The sequence below is a fragment of the Frankia alni ACN14a genome (assembly GCF_000058485.1).
Taxonomy (GTDB): Bacteria; Actinomycetota; Actinomycetes; order Frankiales; family Frankiaceae; genus Frankia; species Frankia alni.
The window spans coordinates 103,745-123,735 of sequence record NC_008278.1 but is presented as its reverse complement, the minus strand read 5'-3'; the positions used below and the strand labels follow the sequence as shown (position 1 = coordinate 123,735).

At 72.9% G+C, this 19,991-nt stretch carries 20 protein-coding genes; 11 read left to right on the top strand and 9 right to left on the bottom strand.

Annotated features, from left to right (window positions below; all coding sequences use genetic code 11):
- Positions 1–114: 114 nt before the first annotated feature.
- On the top strand, positions 115–699 hold the full coding sequence (locus FRAAL_RS00580) for a lytic polysaccharide monooxygenase auxiliary activity family 9 protein (RefSeq protein WP_011601388.1): 585 nt from the start codon (positions 115–117) through the stop codon (positions 697–699).
- 310 nt (positions 700–1,009) lie between these two features.
- Here FRAAL_RS00580 and FRAAL_RS00575 read toward each other — a convergent pair whose 3' ends face one another.
- Positions 1,010–1,960 carry a sulfotransferase domain-containing protein gene (locus FRAAL_RS00575; RefSeq protein ID WP_041938617.1) on the bottom strand — a complete coding sequence of 317 codons (951 nt, stop codon included), beginning with the start codon at positions 1,958–1,960 and terminating at the stop codon, positions 1,010–1,012.
- Between the two features lie 256 nt (positions 1,961–2,216).
- On the opposite strand from FRAAL_RS00575, the gene FRAAL_RS35935 reads away from it, so the two are divergent.
- A complete protein-coding gene (locus tag FRAAL_RS35935; protein ID WP_372666233.1) occupies positions 2,217–2,360 on the top strand; it encodes a putative leader peptide in 144 nt (47 codons plus the stop codon).
- Positions 2,361–2,889: 529 nt separating this feature from the next.
- Complete coding sequence (locus FRAAL_RS00570) at positions 2,890–3,381, top strand: winged helix-turn-helix domain-containing protein (protein ID WP_041938616.1); 492 nt, start codon at positions 2,890–2,892, stop codon at positions 3,379–3,381.
- Between the two features lie 9 nt (positions 3,382–3,390).
- Here the strand turns inward: FRAAL_RS00570 and FRAAL_RS00565 are convergent, their stop codons facing one another.
- The 3 genes from FRAAL_RS00565 to FRAAL_RS00555 are packed head-to-tail and all read right to left on the bottom strand — an operon-like array spanning position 3,391 to position 4,865.
- Complete coding sequence (locus tag FRAAL_RS00565) at positions 3,391–4,020, bottom strand: 2'-5' RNA ligase family protein (RefSeq protein ID WP_011601384.1); 630 nt, start codon at positions 4,018–4,020, stop codon at positions 3,391–3,393.
- Between the two features lie 14 nt (positions 4,021–4,034).
- Positions 4,035–4,634 carry a Clp protease N-terminal domain-containing protein gene (locus FRAAL_RS00560; protein ID WP_011601383.1) on the bottom strand — a complete coding sequence of 200 codons (600 nt, stop codon included), beginning with the start codon at positions 4,632–4,634 and terminating at the stop codon, positions 4,035–4,037.
- A gap of 3 nt (positions 4,635–4,637) precedes the next feature.
- On the bottom strand, positions 4,638–4,865 hold the full coding sequence (locus tag FRAAL_RS00555; protein ID WP_009741358.1) for a helix-turn-helix transcriptional regulator: 228 nt from the start codon (positions 4,863–4,865) through the stop codon (positions 4,638–4,640).
- A gap of 129 nt (positions 4,866–4,994) precedes the next feature.
- On the opposite strand from FRAAL_RS00555, the gene FRAAL_RS00550 reads away from it, so the two are divergent.
- Positions 4,995–6,008 (top strand): Gfo/Idh/MocA family oxidoreductase, encoded by a 1,014-nt coding sequence (locus FRAAL_RS00550; protein ID WP_041938615.1) that lies wholly within the window; start codon positions 4,995–4,997, stop codon positions 6,006–6,008.
- A gap of 47 nt (positions 6,009–6,055) precedes the next feature.
- Here the strand turns inward: FRAAL_RS00550 and FRAAL_RS00545 are convergent, their stop codons facing one another.
- A complete protein-coding gene (locus tag FRAAL_RS00545) occupies positions 6,056–6,487 on the bottom strand; it encodes a MarR family winged helix-turn-helix transcriptional regulator (RefSeq protein WP_041938614.1) in 432 nt (143 codons plus the stop codon).
- Between the two features lie 316 nt (positions 6,488–6,803).
- Between FRAAL_RS00545 and FRAAL_RS00540 the strand changes: the two genes are divergently transcribed.
- The 3 genes from FRAAL_RS00540 (at position 6,804) to FRAAL_RS00530 (ending at position 11,113) form a co-directional block, all read left to right on the top strand.
- Complete coding sequence (locus FRAAL_RS00540; protein ID WP_011601379.1) at positions 6,804–8,570, top strand: sensor histidine kinase; 1,767 nt, start codon at positions 6,804–6,806, stop codon at positions 8,568–8,570.
- 133 nt (positions 8,571–8,703) lie between these two features.
- On the top strand, positions 8,704–9,474 hold the full coding sequence (locus FRAAL_RS00535; protein WP_011601378.1) for a response regulator transcription factor: 771 nt from the start codon (positions 8,704–8,706) through the stop codon (positions 9,472–9,474).
- A 271-nt stretch (positions 9,475–9,745) separates the two neighbouring features.
- Positions 9,746–11,113, top strand: a complete 1,368-nt coding sequence (locus FRAAL_RS00530) for a citrate synthase (protein WP_011601376.1) — start codon at positions 9,746–9,748, stop codon at positions 11,111–11,113.
- A 119-nt stretch (positions 11,114–11,232) separates the two neighbouring features.
- Here the strand turns inward: FRAAL_RS00530 and serC are convergent, their stop codons facing one another.
- Both serC and FRAAL_RS00520 read right to left on the bottom strand, forming a co-directional pair.
- Positions 11,233–12,357: a phosphoserine transaminase gene (serC, locus tag FRAAL_RS00525; RefSeq protein WP_011601375.1), complete on the bottom strand. Its 1,125-nt coding sequence runs from the start codon at positions 12,355–12,357 to the stop codon at positions 11,233–11,235.
- Entirely contained in the window at positions 12,350–13,459 is a 1,110-nt protein-coding gene (locus FRAAL_RS00520; protein WP_011601374.1) for a citrate synthase 2, read from the bottom strand. Before FRAAL_RS00520 ends, serC begins: the two co-directional genes overlap by 8 nt.
- A 442-nt stretch (positions 13,460–13,901) precedes the next feature.
- Here FRAAL_RS00520 and FRAAL_RS00515 point away from each other — a divergent pair, with 442 nt between their 5' ends.
- From FRAAL_RS00515 to FRAAL_RS00500, 4 genes are all read left to right on the top strand, one after another.
- Positions 13,902–14,288 carry a toll/interleukin-1 receptor domain-containing protein gene (locus FRAAL_RS00515; RefSeq protein ID WP_011601373.1) on the top strand — a complete coding sequence of 129 codons (387 nt, stop codon included), beginning with the start codon at positions 13,902–13,904 and terminating at the stop codon, positions 14,286–14,288.
- A gap of 30 nt (positions 14,289–14,318) precedes the next feature.
- A complete protein-coding gene (gene pdxH / locus FRAAL_RS00510) occupies positions 14,319–15,044 on the top strand; it encodes a pyridoxamine 5'-phosphate oxidase (protein ID WP_011601372.1) in 726 nt (241 codons plus the stop codon).
- A gap of 869 nt (positions 15,045–15,913) precedes the next feature.
- On the top strand, positions 15,914–16,711 hold the full coding sequence (locus FRAAL_RS00505) for a hypothetical protein (protein WP_041938613.1): 798 nt from the start codon (positions 15,914–15,916) through the stop codon (positions 16,709–16,711).
- Positions 16,708–17,475, top strand: a complete 768-nt coding sequence (locus FRAAL_RS00500; protein ID WP_011601369.1) for a L,D-transpeptidase — start codon at positions 16,708–16,710, stop codon at positions 17,473–17,475. The genes FRAAL_RS00505 and FRAAL_RS00500 overlap by 4 nt, the downstream gene beginning before the upstream one ends.
- 60 nt (positions 17,476–17,535) lie before the next feature.
- Here FRAAL_RS00500 and FRAAL_RS00495 read toward each other — a convergent pair whose 3' ends face one another.
- Together FRAAL_RS00495 and FRAAL_RS00490 are read right to left on the bottom strand one after the other, a co-directional pair.
- Positions 17,536–18,192: a UdgX family uracil-DNA binding protein gene (locus FRAAL_RS00495; RefSeq protein WP_041940016.1), complete on the bottom strand. Its 657-nt coding sequence runs from the start codon at positions 18,190–18,192 to the stop codon at positions 17,536–17,538.
- A 389-nt stretch (positions 18,193–18,581) separates the two neighbouring features.
- On the bottom strand, positions 18,582–19,937 hold the full coding sequence (locus tag FRAAL_RS00490; protein ID WP_011601367.1) for a cryptochrome/photolyase family protein: 1,356 nt from the start codon (positions 19,935–19,937) through the stop codon (positions 18,582–18,584).
- Between the last annotated feature and the right edge of the window lie 54 nt (positions 19,938–19,991).

The window sequence follows — 19,991 nt, the reverse complement described above, 5'->3', positions numbered from 1 at the left end:
CCGCGGAAACGCCGGAAATGGCTCGGGCGAGTTTCCAGGAAAATCACCGTGGAAGCCATCTGCTTCCCATGTTCCAGGAATGCAAAACAAGAGGTCCGACGCTACCGTTACACCATGACTCAGAGTAAAGTGGCGCCGCGGCACGGTACCGTCTCCGAGCCGGCCTCCCGCGCGCACATCTATCTGGCCGAATGGCAGTCCGCAGGCCTGGAATCAGGGAAGTTCTTCCCGGCCACGCAGGCCGGGCTGGCCGATCCGTTCGCGGCCGACGATGTCCGCAACGACTCCCCGCCCGCCGACGGGAAGATTGCCAGCGCCGGCCAGGATTTTGCCGCCGAACTGGACAAGCCGGGATCGGACTGGCAGAAGCACTCCGTCGCCGCCGGCCAGCAGCTCACCATCACCTGGAGCTTCCACGCCCCGCACAAGACGCGACGGTGGAACTACTTCCTGACCCGCGAGGGCTGGGATCCGAACGCCCCGCTGAGCCGAGCCCAGTTCGAGCCGAACCCCTTCCATCAGGTCCAGAACAGCGGCCAGCCCTACTGGTCGGCCGACGACCTCGTTCCGGCGAACCCGACCCGGCACACGATCGAGCTACCGCAGCGGCAGGGCTATCACGTCCTGCTCAGCGTCTGGGAGGTCGCCGACACCCCCAAGGGCTTCTACCAGGTCATCGACCTCAGTTTCACCGGGTGACGCCGGGTCCCGTCCGTCGGCCGACCCAGGTCGGCGGACGGGACAGGCCGGGTCACGACCACCGACGACCACCAGTCGCCGAACAGGCACCAGCCCACAAAAAGGCACCAGCCCACAAACAGACACCAGTCGACAAACGGATACCAGTCACCAGTCACGAGTCACGTGGCCGGGCAGATCCAGGGCGTCCTCCCCCGCACCGTGCCCGAGGCCGTCCGAGCGCCCGATTCGGTCGCTCTCACCAGGGTTTCCGCTGACCCGGCGGCGCTGGGCGTCAGGCGACTCGGCCGGCGAGAGAGCCGTGCGGCGATCAGTCCGGGGCCGGACGGAGCGCCCAGCGCCGTCCCGTCACCTGGTCGAGCAGGTCGAGATCGGCGCCGAAGCCGGCGTGCAGCCGCGCGGCCACGGCCGGATCGAGCCGCCGCGCAGCGGCCGCCACCGCCGGCTCGGCGCACCCCGGGGCGACCAGGTCGCCACACCTCTCGACCGGGACCTCGGCGGGACGGTACGCACGATCGACACCGGCGGGATCGCGGTGGCGGCCGAGACCGAGGAAGCGGTGGACGTGACCCAGTGCCCTCGCCGGATCCGTGCTCAGCTCGGGGTAGGGCACGAGCAGCACCTGCTGGCGTGCGAAGAGGGTGTACAGGCGCTGCACCTGGGCCCCGTATCGGCCAAGGGCCAGATACCGCCACGGCCAGGACGAGAGGGTGCAGGCCCGCTCCGCCTCCGCCGCCAGGGCTGCCTCGAAGTCGACGATGGGCTCCAGGCCGGACGCGCGCATGCGCAGCCAGTGCGCGTGGGCCCGCGCCGCCGGATCCCGCAGCAGGGCGATGAGCCGCACGTAGGGCAGCACCTCGTGCAGGTGCCGCAGGGCCGTGAAGTCCGCCAGGTGGTAGGGAGCGCTGACGCCGCGTAGGACGCCCGCGGGCGCCGGGTCGACCAGGGCCTCGAACCGCGCCCGGCGCCGCGCCGCCTCCGGGCCCCACGCCCCCGCACCGCCCTGTGGCGTTGCGGCACCCGAGGCTCGCTCGGCGGGCGGGGCGAGAGCGGCAGGCGCAGTGAGCCCGGTACCCAAGGCTCGCTCGGCGGGCGGAGTGGGCTCGGTAGGCGGAGTCAGCCCGGTAGGCGGAGTCAGCTCGGTAGGCGGAGTCAGCTCGGTGGCGGGGAGGAAGACGGCCGGGCAGCGTCGCAGGTCAGCGAGGAGGATCTCCATGCCCGCGTCCGGCGCGCCGATCACGAGGAAATCAGGCAGCGCCATGAGATCTCCTGTTCTCGGCCGCGTCGCGTCCCCGACCAGCGGATGCCGAACGATCCACCAGTATATTCCGCCTTCCCCACCGGAAAAATCGACTTCGCTCGGGCCGGCGGCACGACGCGCCAGATTCCGGACGAACTGGTCCGAATCGGATGGACGCGGACCCCGCCGCCCGCCCGGAGACCCTCGCCGAGCATCCGCGCGGACCCGCCGTTCCAGGCCTTCGCTGCCACCCGTTCGATCCATCCCATAACACCATGTGAAGCAAGTCACACTTTTATTCTCTTGGCGGCGACCGGAGCAGTGTGCTTCCGTTGCTCTTGTGTTGAAGCGGCTGATCCTGGTCACCCGGAGCCATATCGATCTGCTCCGCGTCGCCTCGGCTGCCTGTCCGGCTGTCTGACAGGCAGCCACCAGCCGCACCACCCGGCATCCGCGCCTGCGGGCCGGCCGGCGCCGCAAGGGCTCCGGTTCCCGGCCCGGTGCGCCGGCCCCGCCTGCCTGGGCCCGCCGTCCTCGCCACGGGCCCGTAGTCGATCAGGCGCACCCGTCGTCGCGATGGCATCACATCCCTTCACGCCACCGGCGAGGACGCCCGGCACCGTCGACGTCGCGCCCCGGTCCACCCCAGCTCGGCCGCCCCATCGTCGCGGTGCCCGAGCGCTGTCCGGCCCCTGGCCCGCGCCCGCCGAAAGCGAGGCCGGGACCAGCCCCGCCGCCACCGCCCGCTCAGGATTTCCGCCCCGGCCCAGGGCCCGACCCGACTCCAGGGCCCGACCCGACTCCAGGGCCCGATACGGCTCCAAGGCCCGACCCGACTCCAAGGCCCGATACGGCTCCAGGGTCCACGGCCCACCCGGCTCCACAAGCCCACCCGGCCCCGCGCCCACAGCTCCCGGCGACCGGGAGAACCACTGACCGAAAGGCCAGCGATGCCCCCGCAGACGACCACCCTCCCGTACCGGCCGCGCCTGGTGACCACGCCGCCGCGCACGCCCGTCGGGACGGCGGCGACCCTCCCCCGGCAGCCCGCGCCCGCCCCGGTTCACGTCCGGGCGAGCGCGGCGCCGGCTCGGCCCGACCACCACGCGCCCGTCCAGGCCCCGCCCCGCTCGGGGGTGTGGATCGACCGGACCGCCTGGCTCGCGACCGTGGACGGGCGGGCGCTGCAGCTGACCTACCTCGAGTTCGAGGTGCTGGACTTCTTCGTCCACCACCCCGGGCAGGCGCACAGCCGGCAGGCGCTGCTGTCGTCGGTCTGGGGACACCAGGCCGACGACGAGACCTCCCCGGACGTGCGCACGGTCGACGTCCTCGTGACCCGGCTGCGGCGCAAGCTCGGCCCCGAGCACCGGTACCGGATCGAGACGGTCCGCCGGGTGGGCTACCGTTACCGCCCGCTCGACCCGGCCGTGGCGTCCTGAGGCCGGCCCTCATCGGCCGGTGAGCGCCCAGGACGCCTCCTCCCGGTAGACCGGGGCGGCGCCCGGGCCGCCGTCGACGCTGCGCATCAGCACCAGCCGGTCGACGGTCCACGGCAGCGGCTCCACGTCGGCCCGCAGCAGCTCGACCAGCGGACCGAGCCCACGGTGGCTGCGGTCGGGCACCCGGGCGAGCGTCAGGTGCGCCCGCAGCGGCCGGTCGTCCGCCCCGGCGGCGGCGCCGGCCCGCTCGGCTGCCCGCCGCACGCCGGCCGCAAGCGCCCCAAGCGCCCCGGCCGGCGCCGTCGCGGGCCCAGACCGGGTCATCGTGGGCCCGGGCGCTGCCGTCGTGGGACCAGGAGCTGCCGTCGTGGATCGGGGCCGCACCGCCGTCCACAGCACCCGGTCACCGAAGTGACCGCCGCCGACGGTCTCGACGGCGATCGGGCCGTGCCGCCGGGCCACCCGCGCGAGCCGGGCGTCCAGGTCGCCGCGCCGATCGTCCGGCACCTGGCCGAGGAAGGCGAGGGTGACGTGCCACCGGTCGGGCGCCGACCAGCGCAGCTCGGGGGCGGCCGCGCGGGCCCGGTGCACCGCGGTGCACAACGCGTCGGTCACCGCCGCCGGCGGCACGGCGGCCACGAACAGCCGGGCGGTCAGCCCCGCGCTCCCGGGTCGGCGCCGTCCGCCGCCTCCGTCGCCGCGAACCGGACCTGGTCCAGGCTCGTCCCGCGGCGCACGATGATCCCGGCGGCCAGCGAGAACTGGTCGGCGAGCATCCCCAGCAGCAGGTGCAGCGGCGTGAGATCCCCGTCGCCGCGGGCAGCCGCGAACCGCACGGCGCGTTCCAACGCCCGCGCCGCCTCGGCGGAGAAGCGCGGACCGCGCGCCCGTGGGCGCCGCCGCCACCACGACCGCCGGGGGACCTTACGGACCATCGTCAGTCCCAGCACGCCGGCGCCGAACCGCTCGTCGGCGGCGGCCCGGATGGCCTCGTAGTCCACCCCGATCGCCGCGAGCGCGTCGGTGTCCACCTCCCGGCCGCCACGGGAGAGCACCCGGGATCCGTGCAGCTCGGTCCGCAGCGACGGTTCGTCGAGCCCGAGGCCGGTCAGGGCACGCCCGACGGCACCGCCCTCGGTGACGATGGCGAACAGCAGGTGGCCGCTGTGCACCCGGTCGTGGTCGAAGGCCGCCGCGACCCGGGTCGCGGCGCGCACGACCTCGCGGGACTGCGGCGTGAACTTCTCGAACACCGCTTACCTCCCCTTTCCGAATCGGCGCCCGTACTTCTTGTGCGCGGCCTGCCGGCTCACGCCGAGCACGTCGGCGATCTCCTGCCAGGACCAGCCCTTGTGCCGGGCGCTGGCGACCTGGAGCTCCTCGAGTGACTCCAACAGGGCTCGCAACGAGGCGACGGCGGCGAGACCCACCCGGGGGTCGTCGTCGGAGGCCGCCCCGGCGAGCTTCGTGGCGGTCATGTTCATGGCCGTCAACCTACGTTGACACATGAAGCGGTGTCAACCCTGATTGACACGCGGCAACGCTGTCCGCTCTCCGCGGCAATCGCGGCCATCGCCGACCACCACGGGCGGCCCGGGGGCACTATCAGAGCCGTGACGACGCTCCCCGAGCTGGTGCCACCGCGTGATCCGGCACTGTCCGCGAGCTGGCGGGAACTGCGGCGGCTCGTCCGCCGCCGCCAGCCCGACCTGCCGCTCGCGATGGCCCTGGTCACCGACGGCTCCGACAGCACGACGGCCGAGGTCCTGCGCGACGCCGGGGTCGCGGTCGTCGGCCTGCTCGCCCCGGAGCCGCTGGAATCGCTGGCCTGGGCGGCCGAGGCGGGGGTCCCCCGCGCCTACGCCGACCTGCTCGCCCTGCTCTCGGACGACATCGAGGCCGTCTGCGTGGAGACCCCACCGCCCGGCTCGGACATCGTCGCCCGGCGGGCGGCCGAGATCGGCCTGCACGTGCTGCTCGCCGGCCCCGCCACCGCCGAGGCGGAGACGCTGCGGGCCGTCGCCGACCTGGCCGAGGAGGGCGATCTCGCCCACGTGGTGGCCCTGGACGGGCGGGCCTGGCCGGCGGCGACCCACGTCGCGGCCACGGTTGCGTCGCTGGGCCGGCTCACCCAGATGACCGTTGTCGGCGCGCCGACCGGCTCGACCGGCCGAGTCGAGATCATCGATCTCGCGATGCGCTGGTGCGGGGAGATCCTCGCGGTCTGCGCCGATCCCGCCGCGATGCCCGCCGCCACGCTGACGCCCGACGCGCCCGTGACCCTGGCCCTGCTCTCCGCCAGCGGCGCCACCGTGCTGATCAACGAACGGATGGGCGGCAATCTGGACACCGCCACCATCACGGTGTGCGGAGACGCCGGCCGCATCGTCGTCCAGGGCCGCCGCGTCCGCCGCCAGGACGACGCCGGCGTGCGTGACCTGCTGATGCCCACCCCGCCGACCGCCCGGCCCGGGCTGATGGAGGCCACCTACGACGTCGTGCGGGCCACCGAACTCGACGATGCGCGGCTGGTGCGGGGCGCCACCTTCCACGACCTGCTCACCGCGAACCGGCTCATCGCCGCGGCCGGCACCTCCCGCCGGCGGGGCGGCTGGGTCGAGCTGTGAGGTGGCCGGGTCGACCTGTGAGGCAGCCGGGTCCCACCGTGACGCGGCTACGAGCCGGCGAGGGCGTCCAGGATCGGCGCAGCCCGGGTCAGGGCGGCGATCTCCTCCGCCGACAGCGCCGCGAGCCGGTCGGTCAGCCACTCGTCCCGGCGCCGGCGATCGTCACTGAGCAGCGACCGCCCCTTCGCGGTGACCTCGGCGATCACCTGCCGCCCGTCGGTGGGGTGCGGGCGGCGCTCGACCAGCCCGGCGACCGCGAGATGCGCGATGACACGCGTCATCGACGGCGGCTGCACGCGCTCGTGCGCCGCGATCTCCCCGAGCGTCATCGGGCCGTGGCGCTCCAGCGATGCCAGCGCGGAGGTCTGCGTGGGGGTGAGCTGACTCGACCGCTCCTGGCGCATTCGTCGGGAAAGGCGCATCACCGACAGCCGCAGCGCGGACGCGAGTTCGGCGTCGCTCGCCGTCTCGGTCTCCATCTTCTGACGGTACTCGTCCGGGGGACCGAAGAAAGGGTGATTTCGGGGGATGCGTCGCCAAGAGGACGAAAAGGGGCCGGCCGCCCCCCGGCGGCAGCCGACCCCCGCACGGCACGGTGTCCTGCATCCGGATGCGATCACCGACGACACCGATCCGTGCCACCAGGTTCCACCGCCGCGCACGCGCTGACTTCGGGGAGATCTCCACAGTTCATCGGGGGATCTCCTGGCAGGGAGTGGGGGGTAACCCGCAATCCGACAATGGGCGTGTGCGACGCTTGCCGGGTGAGATCCTGGCTACATAACGTCGACTGACGTGCCGCATCCGCGTCTGCCCGGTCGACTGTCCGCGTGCGCCGCCCGCCACCGCCAGTGGTGTCTGGCGATCGGCGGCTCCGCCACCACCGCTGGTGCGATCGCGTGCCAGTGGCCCTCCTTCGGCCACAGCCCGCTCTTCGCGACCCTCAACGTCTTCGTGGCGCTCGCGTTCGTGCTCACCGCCGCCATGCTCAACGGCGAGGAGTCGCTGGGCAGCGTCACCGCGGCGCTGGTCCTGGGCGGGCTGCTGTGGCCGCTGTCGTGGACGGCAAGCTGGGACGCCGGCCCGTCCGCGCTCGTGTCGACGTTCGCCTACACCCATTTCTGGGTCTGCCTCGGCTGGGGCGTGCTGCGCTACCCGACCGGGCGGCTGCAGAACAACGGTGAACGGGCGCTGCTGGGCAGCGCGGTGCTCGTCATTCCGCTGGCGAACCTCGGGCTGATCGGCATCGGGCGGCCGGAGTGGTTCGGCTACTCCGGGCACCCCGACGTCTGGTGGTATGGCGAGCCGATCGGCCACGGAGCGTTCGACACGGTGGTCTGGATCCTCGACGGCCTGACCCTCGTGCTCGCCGGCGCCTTCCTGCTCGTCGTCCGCGGGCGGCTGCGGCGGTACTCCGAGCTGGACCGGCGGGTCTTCCGGCCGGTGGCGCTCGCGTTGCTGCTGGCGTTCGTCCTCGCGGCGACGGTGAACTTCTTCGTCTACAACCCGAGCAACGGCGACGTCGGGCCCGAGTTCGTCGTCATCTCCCTCACCCTGCTGACGATCCCCCTGGCGTTCGCGGCGGCGGTGCTGCGCCGGGTGTTCGTCCGGGCCCGCATCGCTCAGCTCCTCGCGACGCTGCCCACCCCGCCGGACGTGCGCGCGGTCCGCGCGGCGCTGCGGGCGGCGCTGCACGACGGATCCGCCGAGATCCACCTGTGGCTGCCCGGGGAGGACCACCACGTCGACGCCGACGGGGCGGTCCGGCCCCCACCACCACCCGGCGCGCCGGAGCTGATCATGGCGGTGCGGACCGCGGTCGGGGCGCCGCTGGCGGTGATCGCCGCCGCACCGGCCATGCGCCGCAACCGCGACCTGGTCGAGGCGGCCGTGCGCGCGAGCGCCATGGCCCTGGAGAACGCCCAGCTGCACGCCACGGTGGCCGCCCAGCTTGACGCCGTGCGGGCCTCCCGGGCCCGGCTGGTCGAGGCCGGCCTGCACGAGCGGCGCCGACTGGAGCGCGACCTGCACGACGGCGCCCAGCAGCGGCTGCTGGCGCTGGCCACCAGACTCGGGCTTGCCCGGACGAAGGCCACCGATCCCGATACGATCTCCGCCATCGAGGCCGCCCGGGAGGACCTGCGCCACGCCCTCGCGGACCTGCGCAGCCTCGCGCGGGGGATTCATCCGGCCGTGCTCAGCCAGGGTGGGCTGCTGCCGGCCCTGGAGGTCGTCACGGCCGCGCTACCGGTGGAGGTCGAGCTGGACGTGCCCGCGGCGCGGTTCGAGGCGGTCCTCGAGGCGGGCGCCTACTACACGATCTGCGAGGCGCTCACGAACACGGTCAAGCACGCCGGGGCCAGCCGGGCCCGGGTCGCGGTGCGCCACGACGGCAGCGTCGTGCGCATCGACGTCAGCGACGACGGCAAGGGCGGCGCCACCGCGGTCGAGGGTGGGGGGCTGGCCGGCCTCACCGACCGCGTCCGGGCGCTCGGCGGCGCACTGGTGATCGTCAGCCCGTCCGGCGGCGGAACCCGGCTGACGGCGAGCATCCCGTGCTGACCGTTCGGCCGGCACCGTCCCGCCGACCAACAGCGTGACGACCAACAACGTGACGACCAACAGCGTGACGACCAACAGCGTGACGACCAGCACCGGGCCGACCAGCCAGCAGCGAGACGAGGAGAACGGACCCGTGCGGGTAGCGATCGCGGACGACTCGACCCTGTTCCGCGAGGGGCTGGCGATGCTGCTGACCGCCGCGGGCGCCGAGGTCGTGGCGCAGGCCTCCACCGCCGAGGATCTCCTGCAGGGGCTCGGGCGCAGCCGGCCGGACGCGGTGATCCTGGACATCCGGATGCCGCCCACGTACACCGACGAGGGCCTGGTCGCGGCCGAGCGGATCCGCGCCCAGCACCGCACGATCGCCGTGCTCGTCCTGTCGACCTACGCCGAGACGCCCTACGCGCTGCGCCTGCTCGGCGACGGCAGCGGCGGCCTCGGCTACCTGCTCAAGGACCGGGTCGACGACGTCGGCGCGCTGCAGGACGCGCTGCGGCGGGTGATCGACGGACGCCTCGTGCTCGACGAGGAGATCGTCGCAGGCCTGTTGGCCCACCGGCGGCGCGCCGACGAGCTGGCCCGGCTCACCCCGCGGGAGCGCACGGTGCTCGCGCACATGGCCGAGGGGCGGTCCAACCAGGGCATCGGCGCTCGCCTGCACCTGGCGCCCAAGACCGTGGAGAACCACATCGCCGGGGTCTTCAGCAAGCTCGGTATGCCGGCGTCCGCGGACGACAACCGCCGGGTGCTCGCTGTGCTCACCTGGCTGCGCAGTGCCGCCGCCGGGCCGGGTGAGCCGGGTGCCGTCGCCGCAGCGCCGGCCGGCCCCTCTTCCGGTATCACACCGGGAACCCGCTCGACGAGTGGCTCCGGGCACCAGAGTGGCTTCTCCCCGTTCGGGTAGGTGCAATCCACCGACCCGGCGGCCGTCCGCATGCTCACCGAGCGTGCCGTACCCCATCACCGCAGGCAGGGGATGCGTTCCCCGCCAAGGGGTGGCGCAGCACACGTGGGATGAGGCTCACCGATCACGCGCATGTGCAGCCGCGAACGGCCAGACTTGGGAAGAACCATGTGAGCCAGCAAACCGGCGTGAGCGCTCCGTACCCGGATGCGCGCCCCGGCTGGGGCCAGAGCCGTCACCAGCGGCATCGCCACCGCGAGAGGAGCCCGGCGTGTCCGAGCAGGTCAGCACACTGACCGTCACCGACAACCGAACCGGTAAGACGTACGAGATCCCGGTCACGGACGGCACGGTACGCGCGAGTGCGTTGCGTTCGATCAAGACGGGCGACGACGACTTCGGGTTGATGGCGTACGACCCGGCGTTCACGAACACCGCGAGCTGCCGCAGCGCCATCACCTACATCGACGGTGACGCCGGCATCCTGCGCTACCGCGGCTACCCGATCCAGGAGCTCGCCGAGAAGAGCAGCTTCCTCGAGGTCGCCTACCTGTTGCTGGCGGGCGAGCTTCCCTCCACCGACGAGCTGTCGACCTGGGAAGACGAGATCACGCACCACACCCTGGTGCACGAGTCGATCAAGAAGTTCATCGACGGCTTCCACCACGACGCCCACCCGATGGGCATGCTCGTGTCCACCGTGGGCGCGCTGTCGACCTTCTACCCGGACGCCAAGACGATCGACGACCCCGGCCTGCGCCGCCTCCAGATCGTCCGCCTGATCGCCAAGATCACGACGCTGGCGGCGTACTCGTACCGGCACTCGGTCGGTTTCCCGTACGTCTACCCGGACAACGACCTGTCCTACGCCGGCAACTTCCTCAACATGATGTGGAAGGCCACCGAGCTCAAGTACGAGCCGGACCCGAACCTGGAGCACGCCCTCGACGTGCTGTTCATCCTGCACGCCGACCACGAGCAGAACTGTTCGGCGAACGCGATGCGCGCCGTCGGCAGCTCGCAGGCGGACCCGTTCTCCGCGGCCGCCGCCGCGATCGCGGCGCTGTACGGCCCGCTGCACGGTGGGGCGAACGAGCAGGTGCTGCGGATGCTCGCCGAGATCGGCTCGGTCGAGAACATCCCCTCCTTCATCGCCCAGGTGAAGGACGGCAAGAAGAAGCTGATGGGCTTCGGCCACCGGGTCTACAAGAACTACGACCCGCGCGCCCGGGTGATCCGCCAGGTCGCCGACGAGGTCTTCAAGGTCACCGGCACGAACCCGCTGCTGGACCTGGCCATGGAGCTGGAGCGGATCGCGCTGGAGGACGAGTACTTCATCGCCCGCAAGCTCTACCCGAACGTCGACTTCTACACCGGCATCATTTACCAGGCCATGGGCTTCCCCGTGGAGATGTTCCCGGTGCTGTTCGCCATCGGCCGGATGCCCGGCTGGCTGGCCCAGTGGGAGGAGGGCCTGCTCGACCCCGAGCAGAAGATCGCCCGCCCGCGCCAGCTCTACGTCGGCTACGACCAGCGCCCCTACGTCCCGATGGACGACCGCGGCGCGACCGCCGACACCGAGGCCGACCCGATCGCCGCCCAGGCCGCCCAGGCCGCCCCGGAGCGCCCCCTGCGCTGAACGGCGGACACCGCCGCCGGCGAACCCGGTCCCCGTCGGCTGCGACGCCGACGACGACGGCCCGCGAGGAGTATCCCTCCCCACGGGCCGTCGTCGTCTCCGGCTGCGGATCGACCCCGCTACAGGCGCTCGACGACGTAGTCGATGCTCGCGGTGAGGGCCTCGACGTCGGCCGGCTCGATGGCCGGGAAGGTGGCGACGCGGAGCTGGTTGCGGCCGAGCTTGCGGTACGGCTCGACGTCGACCACGCCGTTGGCGCGCAGCACCTTCGCCACCGCGGCCGCGTCGACCCCGTCGAAGTCGATCGTCACGACGACCTGGGAGCGCTGCGCCGGGTCGGCGACGAACGGCGTCGTGTACGCCGTCTTCTCGGCCCAGGTGTAGAGGATCGACGACGACTCGGCGGTGCGGCGCACGCACCAGTCCAGCCCGCCCTGGGCGAGCATCCACTCGATCTGGTCGGCGAACAGGAACAGCGTCGACACCGCGGGAGTGTTGTACGTCTGGTCCTTGGAGCTGTTGTCGCGGGCCGTGGTGAGGTCGAGGAACGGCGGGATCCACCGGTCGGTCGCGGCGATCTCGGCGAGCCGATCGATCGCCGCCGGGGAGAACAGCGCCGTCCACAGGCCCCCGTCGGAGGCGAAGTTCTTCTGCGGCGCGAAGTAGTAGACGTCGGCCTCGGAGACGTCGACGGGCAGGCCACCGGCGCCGGAGGTGGCGTCGACGAGGTGCAGGGCGTCGGCGTCGGCGCCGACCGGGCGGCGCACCGGGCGCGCGACGCCGGTGGAGGTCTCGTTGTGCGGGGTGGCGTAGACGTCGATGCCGGCCTCGGGCGCCCAGTCCGGGTGCGTTCCCGGCGCCGAGGACACCACGGAAGGCTCCGCCAGGAACGGCGCTCCCTTCGTCGTGTCCGCGAACTTTCCGCCGAACTCGCCGAAGACGAGGTGCTGCGACCGGGTGCGGACCAGGTTGAACGCGGCGGCGTCCCAGAACGCGGTGGCCCCGCCGATGCCGAGCACGACCTCGTAGCCGGCGGGCAGCGAGAACAGCTCCGCGAGCCCCGCGCGCACCCGGCCGACCAGGCCCTTGACCGGCTTCTGGCGGTGCGAGGTGCCGAGGTAGGTCACGCCGCTGGCGGCCAGGGCCGCGACGGCGTCCGGGCGGATCTTCGACGGGCCGCAGCCGAAGCGGCCGTCGGCCGGGCGCAGGCTGTCGGGCAGGTGGATCGCGGCGGCGTCAGCCACGGGGCACCCCCGGCGAGACGTCGCCGAGCGGACGCGGGTCCGGGCCGACGTAGCGGGCGGACGGGCGGATCAGCCGGCCGGTGCGCTGCTGCTCGAGGATGTGAGCGCTCCAGCCCGCGGTGCGGGCGCAGGTGAACATGGACGTGAACATATGGGCGGGCACCTGGGCGAAGTCCAGCACCACGGCCGACCAGAACTCCACGTTCGTGCGCAGCGGGCGGTCGGGGAAGCGGTTGGTCAGCTCCTCGATCGCGGCCGCCTCGAGCGCCTCGGCCACCTCGTAGCGGTCGGAGCCGAGGTCGCGCGCCGTGCGGCGCAGCACTCGGGCGCGCGGGTCCTCCGCGCGGTACACCCGGTGCCCGAAGCCCATCAGCCGCTCCTTGCGGTCCAGGGCGCGCCGGACGTAGCCGAGCGGGTCGCCGGTGCGCTCGACCTCGTCGAGCATCGCGAGCACGCGGGAGGGTGCACCGCCGTGCAGCGGTCCGGACAGCGCGCCGACGGCGGCGGACAGCGCGGCCGAGGCGTCGGCGCCGGTCGAGGCGACCACCCGGGCGGTGAACGTCGAGGCGTTCATGCCGTGCTCGGCGGCCGACACCCAGTAGGCGTCGACGGCCTGGACGTGCTTCGGGTCCGGCTCGCCCCGCCAGCGGATCATGAACCGTTCCGTTATCGTGCGGGCGCGGTCGACCTCCTTCTGCGGGACCGCGGGCTGCCCCAGGCCCCGGGCCGACTGGGCGACGAAGGACAGCGCCACCACCGACGCGCGGGCGAGGTCGTCGCGGGCCTGCTCGGGGGCGATGTCGATGAGCTGGCCCAGGCCCCAGTAGGGGGCGAGCATCGCCAGGGCGCTCTGCACGTCCACTCTTATGTCACCGGAGTGCACCGGCACCGGGAACGGCTCGGCCGGCGGCAGCCCGGGCTCGAACGCTCCGTCGACCAGCAGCCCCCAGACGTGGCCGTAGTCCACCTTGCCGACGAGGTCCTCGATGTCGACCCCGCGGTAGCGCAGCGCGCTGCCCTCCTTGTCCGGCTCGGCGATCTCCGTCTCAAAGGCGATCACGCCCTCCAGACCTGGCTTGAAATCGCTTGTCTTCTCGGCCATCGAGTCCGGATCTCCGCTTCTGTCTGTTGGTTCGACCGGCGACTGGTTCGACCGGGGGTGGTTCGACCGGCGCTCTGTCGCGCCCCCGCGCGCACGTCGACCGGCGGCCCGTCGTGCCTGCCTCGTCGGTCCTGCTCCATCCGATCCTGCCCCGCGACATCCGGACGCGCCAGAGCGCCGCCACTTCGCGCCGTTCGATCCGGCCCGCCGACGGACGCAGCGGCCTCACACATCGCCAACCCTGCCACACTCATCCGACAATTTATGAGATCCCTCACAGGCGCTTTGTCCGTTTGTGCGGCTATTTGCAACAAGCTGCCGGAAGGGACGCCAGGGACGGCCGACCAGCGGAGATCGCGCCGCGCTACGGTCGGCAGGAGGAAATGGCCCGCCTGACCGGCGGTCACGCTGCGCGGAAACCGGATCGGGAGCTCGGGAGATCATGGCGTTCGTCTTCATCAGTCATCGCGCGGCGGACATCGCCAGCGCCGAACGGCTGGGGCGGGCGGTCAACGCGGTGGGTCACGCGGTGCACCTGGACCGTTGGGAGGTGCGCATCGGCGACACCGTGCCCATGTTCATGAATGACACGCTCGCCACCGCGGATTTTCTCGTGCTGGGCCACTCCACCCTGGGAATTCACGCGCCGTGGGTGGCGCAGGAATTTCTGCCGGCGCTCGCCGCGGACCTGTCGTCCCGCGGGATCGTCATGCTGCCCGTGATCCTCTCCGGCACCGAGGCCCCCAGCCGGCTCGGCGGGCGGCCCTGCCTCGACCTGACCACCCACTGGGATCGCGGCGTGGCCACGGTCCTGCGCGAGCTCGGCTGAGCGCCGGGGCGCGACTGGCACCATCCTCCGATGGCCTCCAACCCGCCGTCCGCCGCATCCCCCCGACGCACAGCCGTCTCCCCCGGTGCAGACCGCCCGGACGGTCCCGATCCGGCCGGGCAGCGGCAGAGCTACCACGCCGGTCGGTTGGAACCGGAGCAGCTTGCGACGACCTGGGTCGAACAGTTCGCCCGCTGGTTCGCCGACGCGAGCACCGCGGGCGCGGGCGTCCCCGAAGCCAACGCGGCCGTCTTCGCCACCGCGTCCGCGGACGGCCGACCGAGCGCGCGGACGGTACTGCTCAAGGGCTTCGACCACCGCGGCTTCGTGATCTACACGAACTACACCTCCCGCAAGGGTCGAGAGAGCGCCGAGAATCCCTTCGGCTCGCTGGTCTTCCCCTGGTACACCCTGGAACGGCAGGTGGTGGCCATCGGCGCGGTGGAGCGCGTCAGCAGGACCGAGACCGAGCAGTACTTCGCCTCCCGGCCCCGCGGGTCCCAGCTCGGTGCCTGGGCCAGCCACCAGTCGCAGATCATCGAGTCCCGAGACGTCCTGGACGCCCGAGCTGCCGAGCTCGCGGCCCGCTGGCCCGCGGGAACCCCGGTGCCCACCCCGCCGTTCTGGGGCGGGCTGCGCCTCGTGCCCGACACCGTCGAGTTCTGGCAGGGGCGGACGAACCGGCTGCACGACCGGCTGCGCTACCGCCGCGTCTGCACCGCGGACCGCTGGGCCGTCGAGCGGCTCTCCCCGTGACACCCGGCCCTCGCCCGGGTACCGGCAGCGGATGCTCACCTCACACCTCACACACCGCACAGGAATCGCCTCGCCGAACCCGGTCCGTCCGCCGGACCCGGTCGTCCGGACGACACCGTTCGATACCGCCGGTCCCCGCTCGCATTCTCGCGGCGCACGCCCGCCGGACAACCCGCCCGGACAACCCGCCGACCACGTGCTGCGCGTGATGGCGGCGGACCTGCCTCCATTGCCACCGGCGGCACAGGAGAAATCCGACCGGGCGCCCACGGCGAGGCCGGCGAAAGGAAAACAGGTACAGCCCGGCGGATTCAGTCGGGCTCCCGCCACGAAACACGCGCTTCGGTATCCGCGGCGGCGACGGGCCGGGCCGGCGCCCCAACCCGCGCCGGCCGACAGCGCGCCAACCCGTACCGACGGGGTAGGGCGGACGGCCGAAACGGGCGAGCCCAGGCGGGACGGCGCGGACAGGGGCGACTCGGACGGGGGCGGCCGAGAGGGGGACGAGGCCGTCAGCAACCGCGCCGCCGGCGGCACCATTGCCGCGGCGGCGCGGTCACCCGTTCATCCGGACCGCTCACTGCATCGGACCGATCGCCGCATCGGACCGATCGCCGCATCGAACCGATCGCGCATCCGGACCGATCGCTGTTCGCGGTTCGGTGTCGTTCAGCGTCGGCGTTCATCCGGACGCCACTTGGTTGCGGCGAACAGCACGGGATGACCACGAATCATCGCGAAGTTCACCCAACGGTCCCGCTACGACCGACCCGGACGTAGCGGGACGTCCGCCGCGTTGCTACCTTCTTCCCGATCAAAGCTTCCCGTCGAGGTTTCCTGACCCGGCAGATGTCGAGGGAGACGGATTCATGCGCAGCACGCGAATGCGGGTCGTGGTGGCCGGCGTTCTCGGCGTGGCGGCGATCGCGCTGGCCTCGCCGGCGTCCGCCACAACGCCGTCACCCACACCTACCGAGACCGCCGCCGTCAGCACACCGACTCCGACGGCTCCCGCGGCGGCCGGCGCGTCTGCCAGCGCGTCGCCGAGCCCGACCGCCGCCGCGCTCGCCGCGACCAGCCCGTCCGCCGACCCGAGCGCGACCCCGAGCGTCGACCCGAGCGCCACGCCGAGCCCGGTGGCCGGCGCCACGGCGAGCGCCGACCCGAGCGCCTCGGCCTCGGCGTCGGCCACTCCGGCCGGCGCGGCGGCCTCGACCGGCGGCACCGGTGACCCGACCCTCGACGGGTTCCTCGACCTGCTGCCGTTCAAGGTGCCGCTGGACAGGGAGATCAACGGCATCGAGGACATCGACGTCAACCCCCTCGTCCTCACCTTCACCTGCAACGGCGGCGAGCCCGCCTGGAAGCTGAAGAACACCAGCGACAAGAGCTTCGGCTTCGGCTGGTTCGACACCAACCTGGGCGGCGGCATCCTCGACATCGGTCCGACGCAGACCGTCGACCTCCCGTCGAAGGCCCTCGCCGTCGTCGGCTCCCCCTGGGACGCCGAGACGAAGCTCCTGCTCGTGACCGTGCCCACCGTCGGGGTGTCGAACTGCGGCGGCGCGACGAGCGCACCGCCGGCGATCCCCGTGCCCGCGGCGCTGCCGATCGCCGCGCCCGCCGCCGGCAGCTCCGTCACGGCCGAGCCGTACTACACCGGATGACCATCAGCCGACTCGGTTCCCGGACGGCCACGGGAATCCTCGCGGCCGTCCTCGGCGGCGTGGTGCTCACCGGGTGCGGCGGCGGCGACGGCAGCCACGACGCCGCCACCAACCTCTCGCCGCAGGTCCGTAACCAGCTCGCCGCGATCGCGGGCCTCGGGCAGAACAAGAGCACGGTGGTCACCGCCGTCGGCACCAGCGTGGACATCTACAGCGCCCCCACGGACACCCAGCCGTCGTCCACGCTCGCGAGCCCGAACGAGAACGGCGTCAAGCGGGTCTTCCTGGTCCAGGCCAAGATGCCCGGCTGGTGGCAGGTGATGCTGCCCGTCCAGCCCAACGGCAGCACCGGCTGGGTCAAGGCCGACCAGGTCAGCGCGTCGGAGACGCCCTTCCGGCTGGTCGTGTCCCGCGGTCACCACCTGCTGCAGGTGTTCAGCGACGGCAAGCAGATCGCGCAGGAACCGGTGGCCATCGGCACCACCGACACCCCGACCCCGGGTGGCCGCTTCTACCTGATGGAGCTGCTTCGGCCGCGCAACCCGAACGGCCCGTACGGCCCGTACGCCTTCGGCCTGAACGGCTTCTCCACCTCGCTGAGCTCGTTCGACGGCCGCAAGCCGGTGATCGGTCTGCATGGCACCAACGAACCGAAGATGATCGGCAAGGATGTCAGCCATGGCTGCATCCGGCTGAGCAACGACGCGATCACCCGCCTCGCCCAGACCGTCCCGCTCGGCACTCCGGTCGACATCGTCGCCTGACGCCGACTCGCAGGCGCCCGCCGAGCCGCAGGCACCGACCCGCAGGCACCGACCCGCCGGTCAGGCCGGCGGGAAACCCTGCTCGCCGCCGACCGGGGCCGGGCGGGCCGCGGCGGCGATCCGCAGGTCGGCGACGAACCCGCCGTACACCTCGTCCCGGCTCGCCGGATCGGCCCGCAGCACGGCGCTGGGGTGCAGCGTGGCAAGCAGCTGGGCGTTCGACCCGGGCGGCCCGGGCAGCAGCCGCCCGCGCATCCGGGTCACCCGGAACGACGGCCCGAGCAGGGACGCACCCGCCGTCGCGCCCAGCACGACGACCAACGACGGCCGAATGACGTTCAGCTCGGCGGCGAGCCAGGGACGGCAGGCGGTGACGTGCCGCGCCTGCGGCGTCTGGTGGATGCGCCGGGGTCCGTTGCCCGTGCGGTAGCCGAAGTGCTTCACGGCGTTCGTCGCGTACACCTCGGCCCGATCCAGCCCCGCCTCGCCGAGCGCCCGGTCGAGCAGCTTGCCGGCGGGTCCGACGAAGGGCTGACCACGACGGTCCTCGACGTCTCCGGGCTGCTCGCCGACCACCACCAGCCATGCGCGCCCGGGGCCCGCGCCGAAGACGGTCCGGGTGCCGGGCAGTTCGGCAAGGTCACAGCCCCGACAGCTCGCCGCCGCCGCTGCCAGCGCCGGCAGGTCCGCGCCGGGGGGCACCACGACAGGCTGCATGTTCACCCTGACGATTCAAGCGGACGCGCCGGCCCGCGACCCCGCCGGGGTGGGCGTGGCGCGCCGCACGTGGGTTGCCCTCCACACCCCACGCGGGCGCGACCACCTCCGGCGGAGCCCGTCACTTCTCCACCGGGCTTCGAGCGGGAGATCCCTGCCCACACACTCCCTGCCCTGGAACAAGGGTGGCCAATCCCCGCCCGCCGTACCCAGCGGACCGCACAACCCGCGTGTCGGATGCGCGACACGTGTCACGCTTGCGAGCAAGCCATCGATCCGCTAGACGATCCCCGCCGATGCCCGGTTTCGTACCTCTTCGTACCTCTCCGTACCTCTCCGTGTCGCTCCGTGTCGCTCCGTCTCCCGAGTTCGGAGCTGCTCGGGCCGGCTCAGCCGCGGCGACGGGCCGCCTCGTAGCGGGCCAGCGACTCCCGCCGCTCGGTGGCATGGTCGACCACCGGCGCCGGATACCCCGCGGGCGGACCGCCGGGCAGCGTCCACGGCTCGTGCACCTTCGCCGCCGGTACGTCACGAAGCTGCGGTATCCAGCGGCGCACGTAGGTCCCGTCCGGGTCGTACCGGTGGCCCTGCGACACCGGGTTGAACACCCGGAAGTACGGTGCGGCGTCCGTCCCCGTGCCGGCCGTCCACTGCCAGCCGTGATGGTTCGACGCCAGGTCGCCGTCGACGAGATGGTCGAGGAACCACCGCGCCCCGTGCGTCCAGTGGACGTGCAGGTCCTTGCACACGAACGACGCCTCGATCATGCGCACCCGGTTGGGCACCCAGCCCTCGGCGAGCAGCTGGCGCATGCCCGCATCGACGATGGGGAACCCCGTCCGTCCCCACTTCCAGGCCTCGAATCCGCCCTCCGGCGGGTCGTATGCCATGTCGGCCAGTGCACCGGTCAGATCCGCCCGGGCCGACGCCGGATTCGCCGCGAGCACCTCGGCGTAGAACTCCCGCCAGGCCAGCTCCGACCGGAACTTCTCGGCGTCACGGGGAGAGGTGGCTCGGTCGAGCTCGGCAAGGACGGTCCGCGGATGGATGCAGCCGTACTTCAGGTAGGGCGACAGCCGCGAGGTGGTGTCCTGGCCGGGCACGTCACGCCGCTCGGCGTAGCCGGTCAGCGACCCGGCCAGGAACTCGGCCAGCCGCTCGCGCGCGGCCCGTTCGCCCGCCGCGGGCAGCCGGGTACCCCCGAGGTCCGGATCGGCCGGGATACCGTCCGAGGCCAGCAGCGCCCAGCGCGCGCCGACCGGCTCGGCGACCGGGCGGCGCCAGCCATGCTCCTTCCACGCCCGGTAGAACGGCGTGAAGACGCGGAACGGCGTGCCGCCCGCCGTGGCCAGCCGGCCCGGCGCGACCGCGTACGGCGACCCGGTCCGGACGAGCTCCCGGCCGCCGGCGCGCAGCGCCTGCTCGACCTCGCCGTCGCGACGCCGCCCGTAGGGCCCGTAGTCCGCGGATATGTGCACCCGGCGCGCGTCGACGGCCCGCGCGACCTCGGGTACGACGTCCACCGGGTCGCCGCGGCGCACGCACAGCCGGCCGCCCAGCCGGTCGTCCAGCTCGCGCAGGCAGCGGTACAGGAACGCGAGCCGAACCGGCCCGGCCGGGCGGCGCAGCGCGTCGTCGAGGACGAACAGCACCAGCACATCGTCGGCCCCGTCCACCGCCGCGCACAGCGCCGGACTGTCGCTCAGTCGCAGATCCCGCCGCAGCCAGCAGACCGACACCGTCATGCGACCGGACGTTAGACCGACGCCCGGCCCGCGCCGTGGCAGCGCGGGACGACG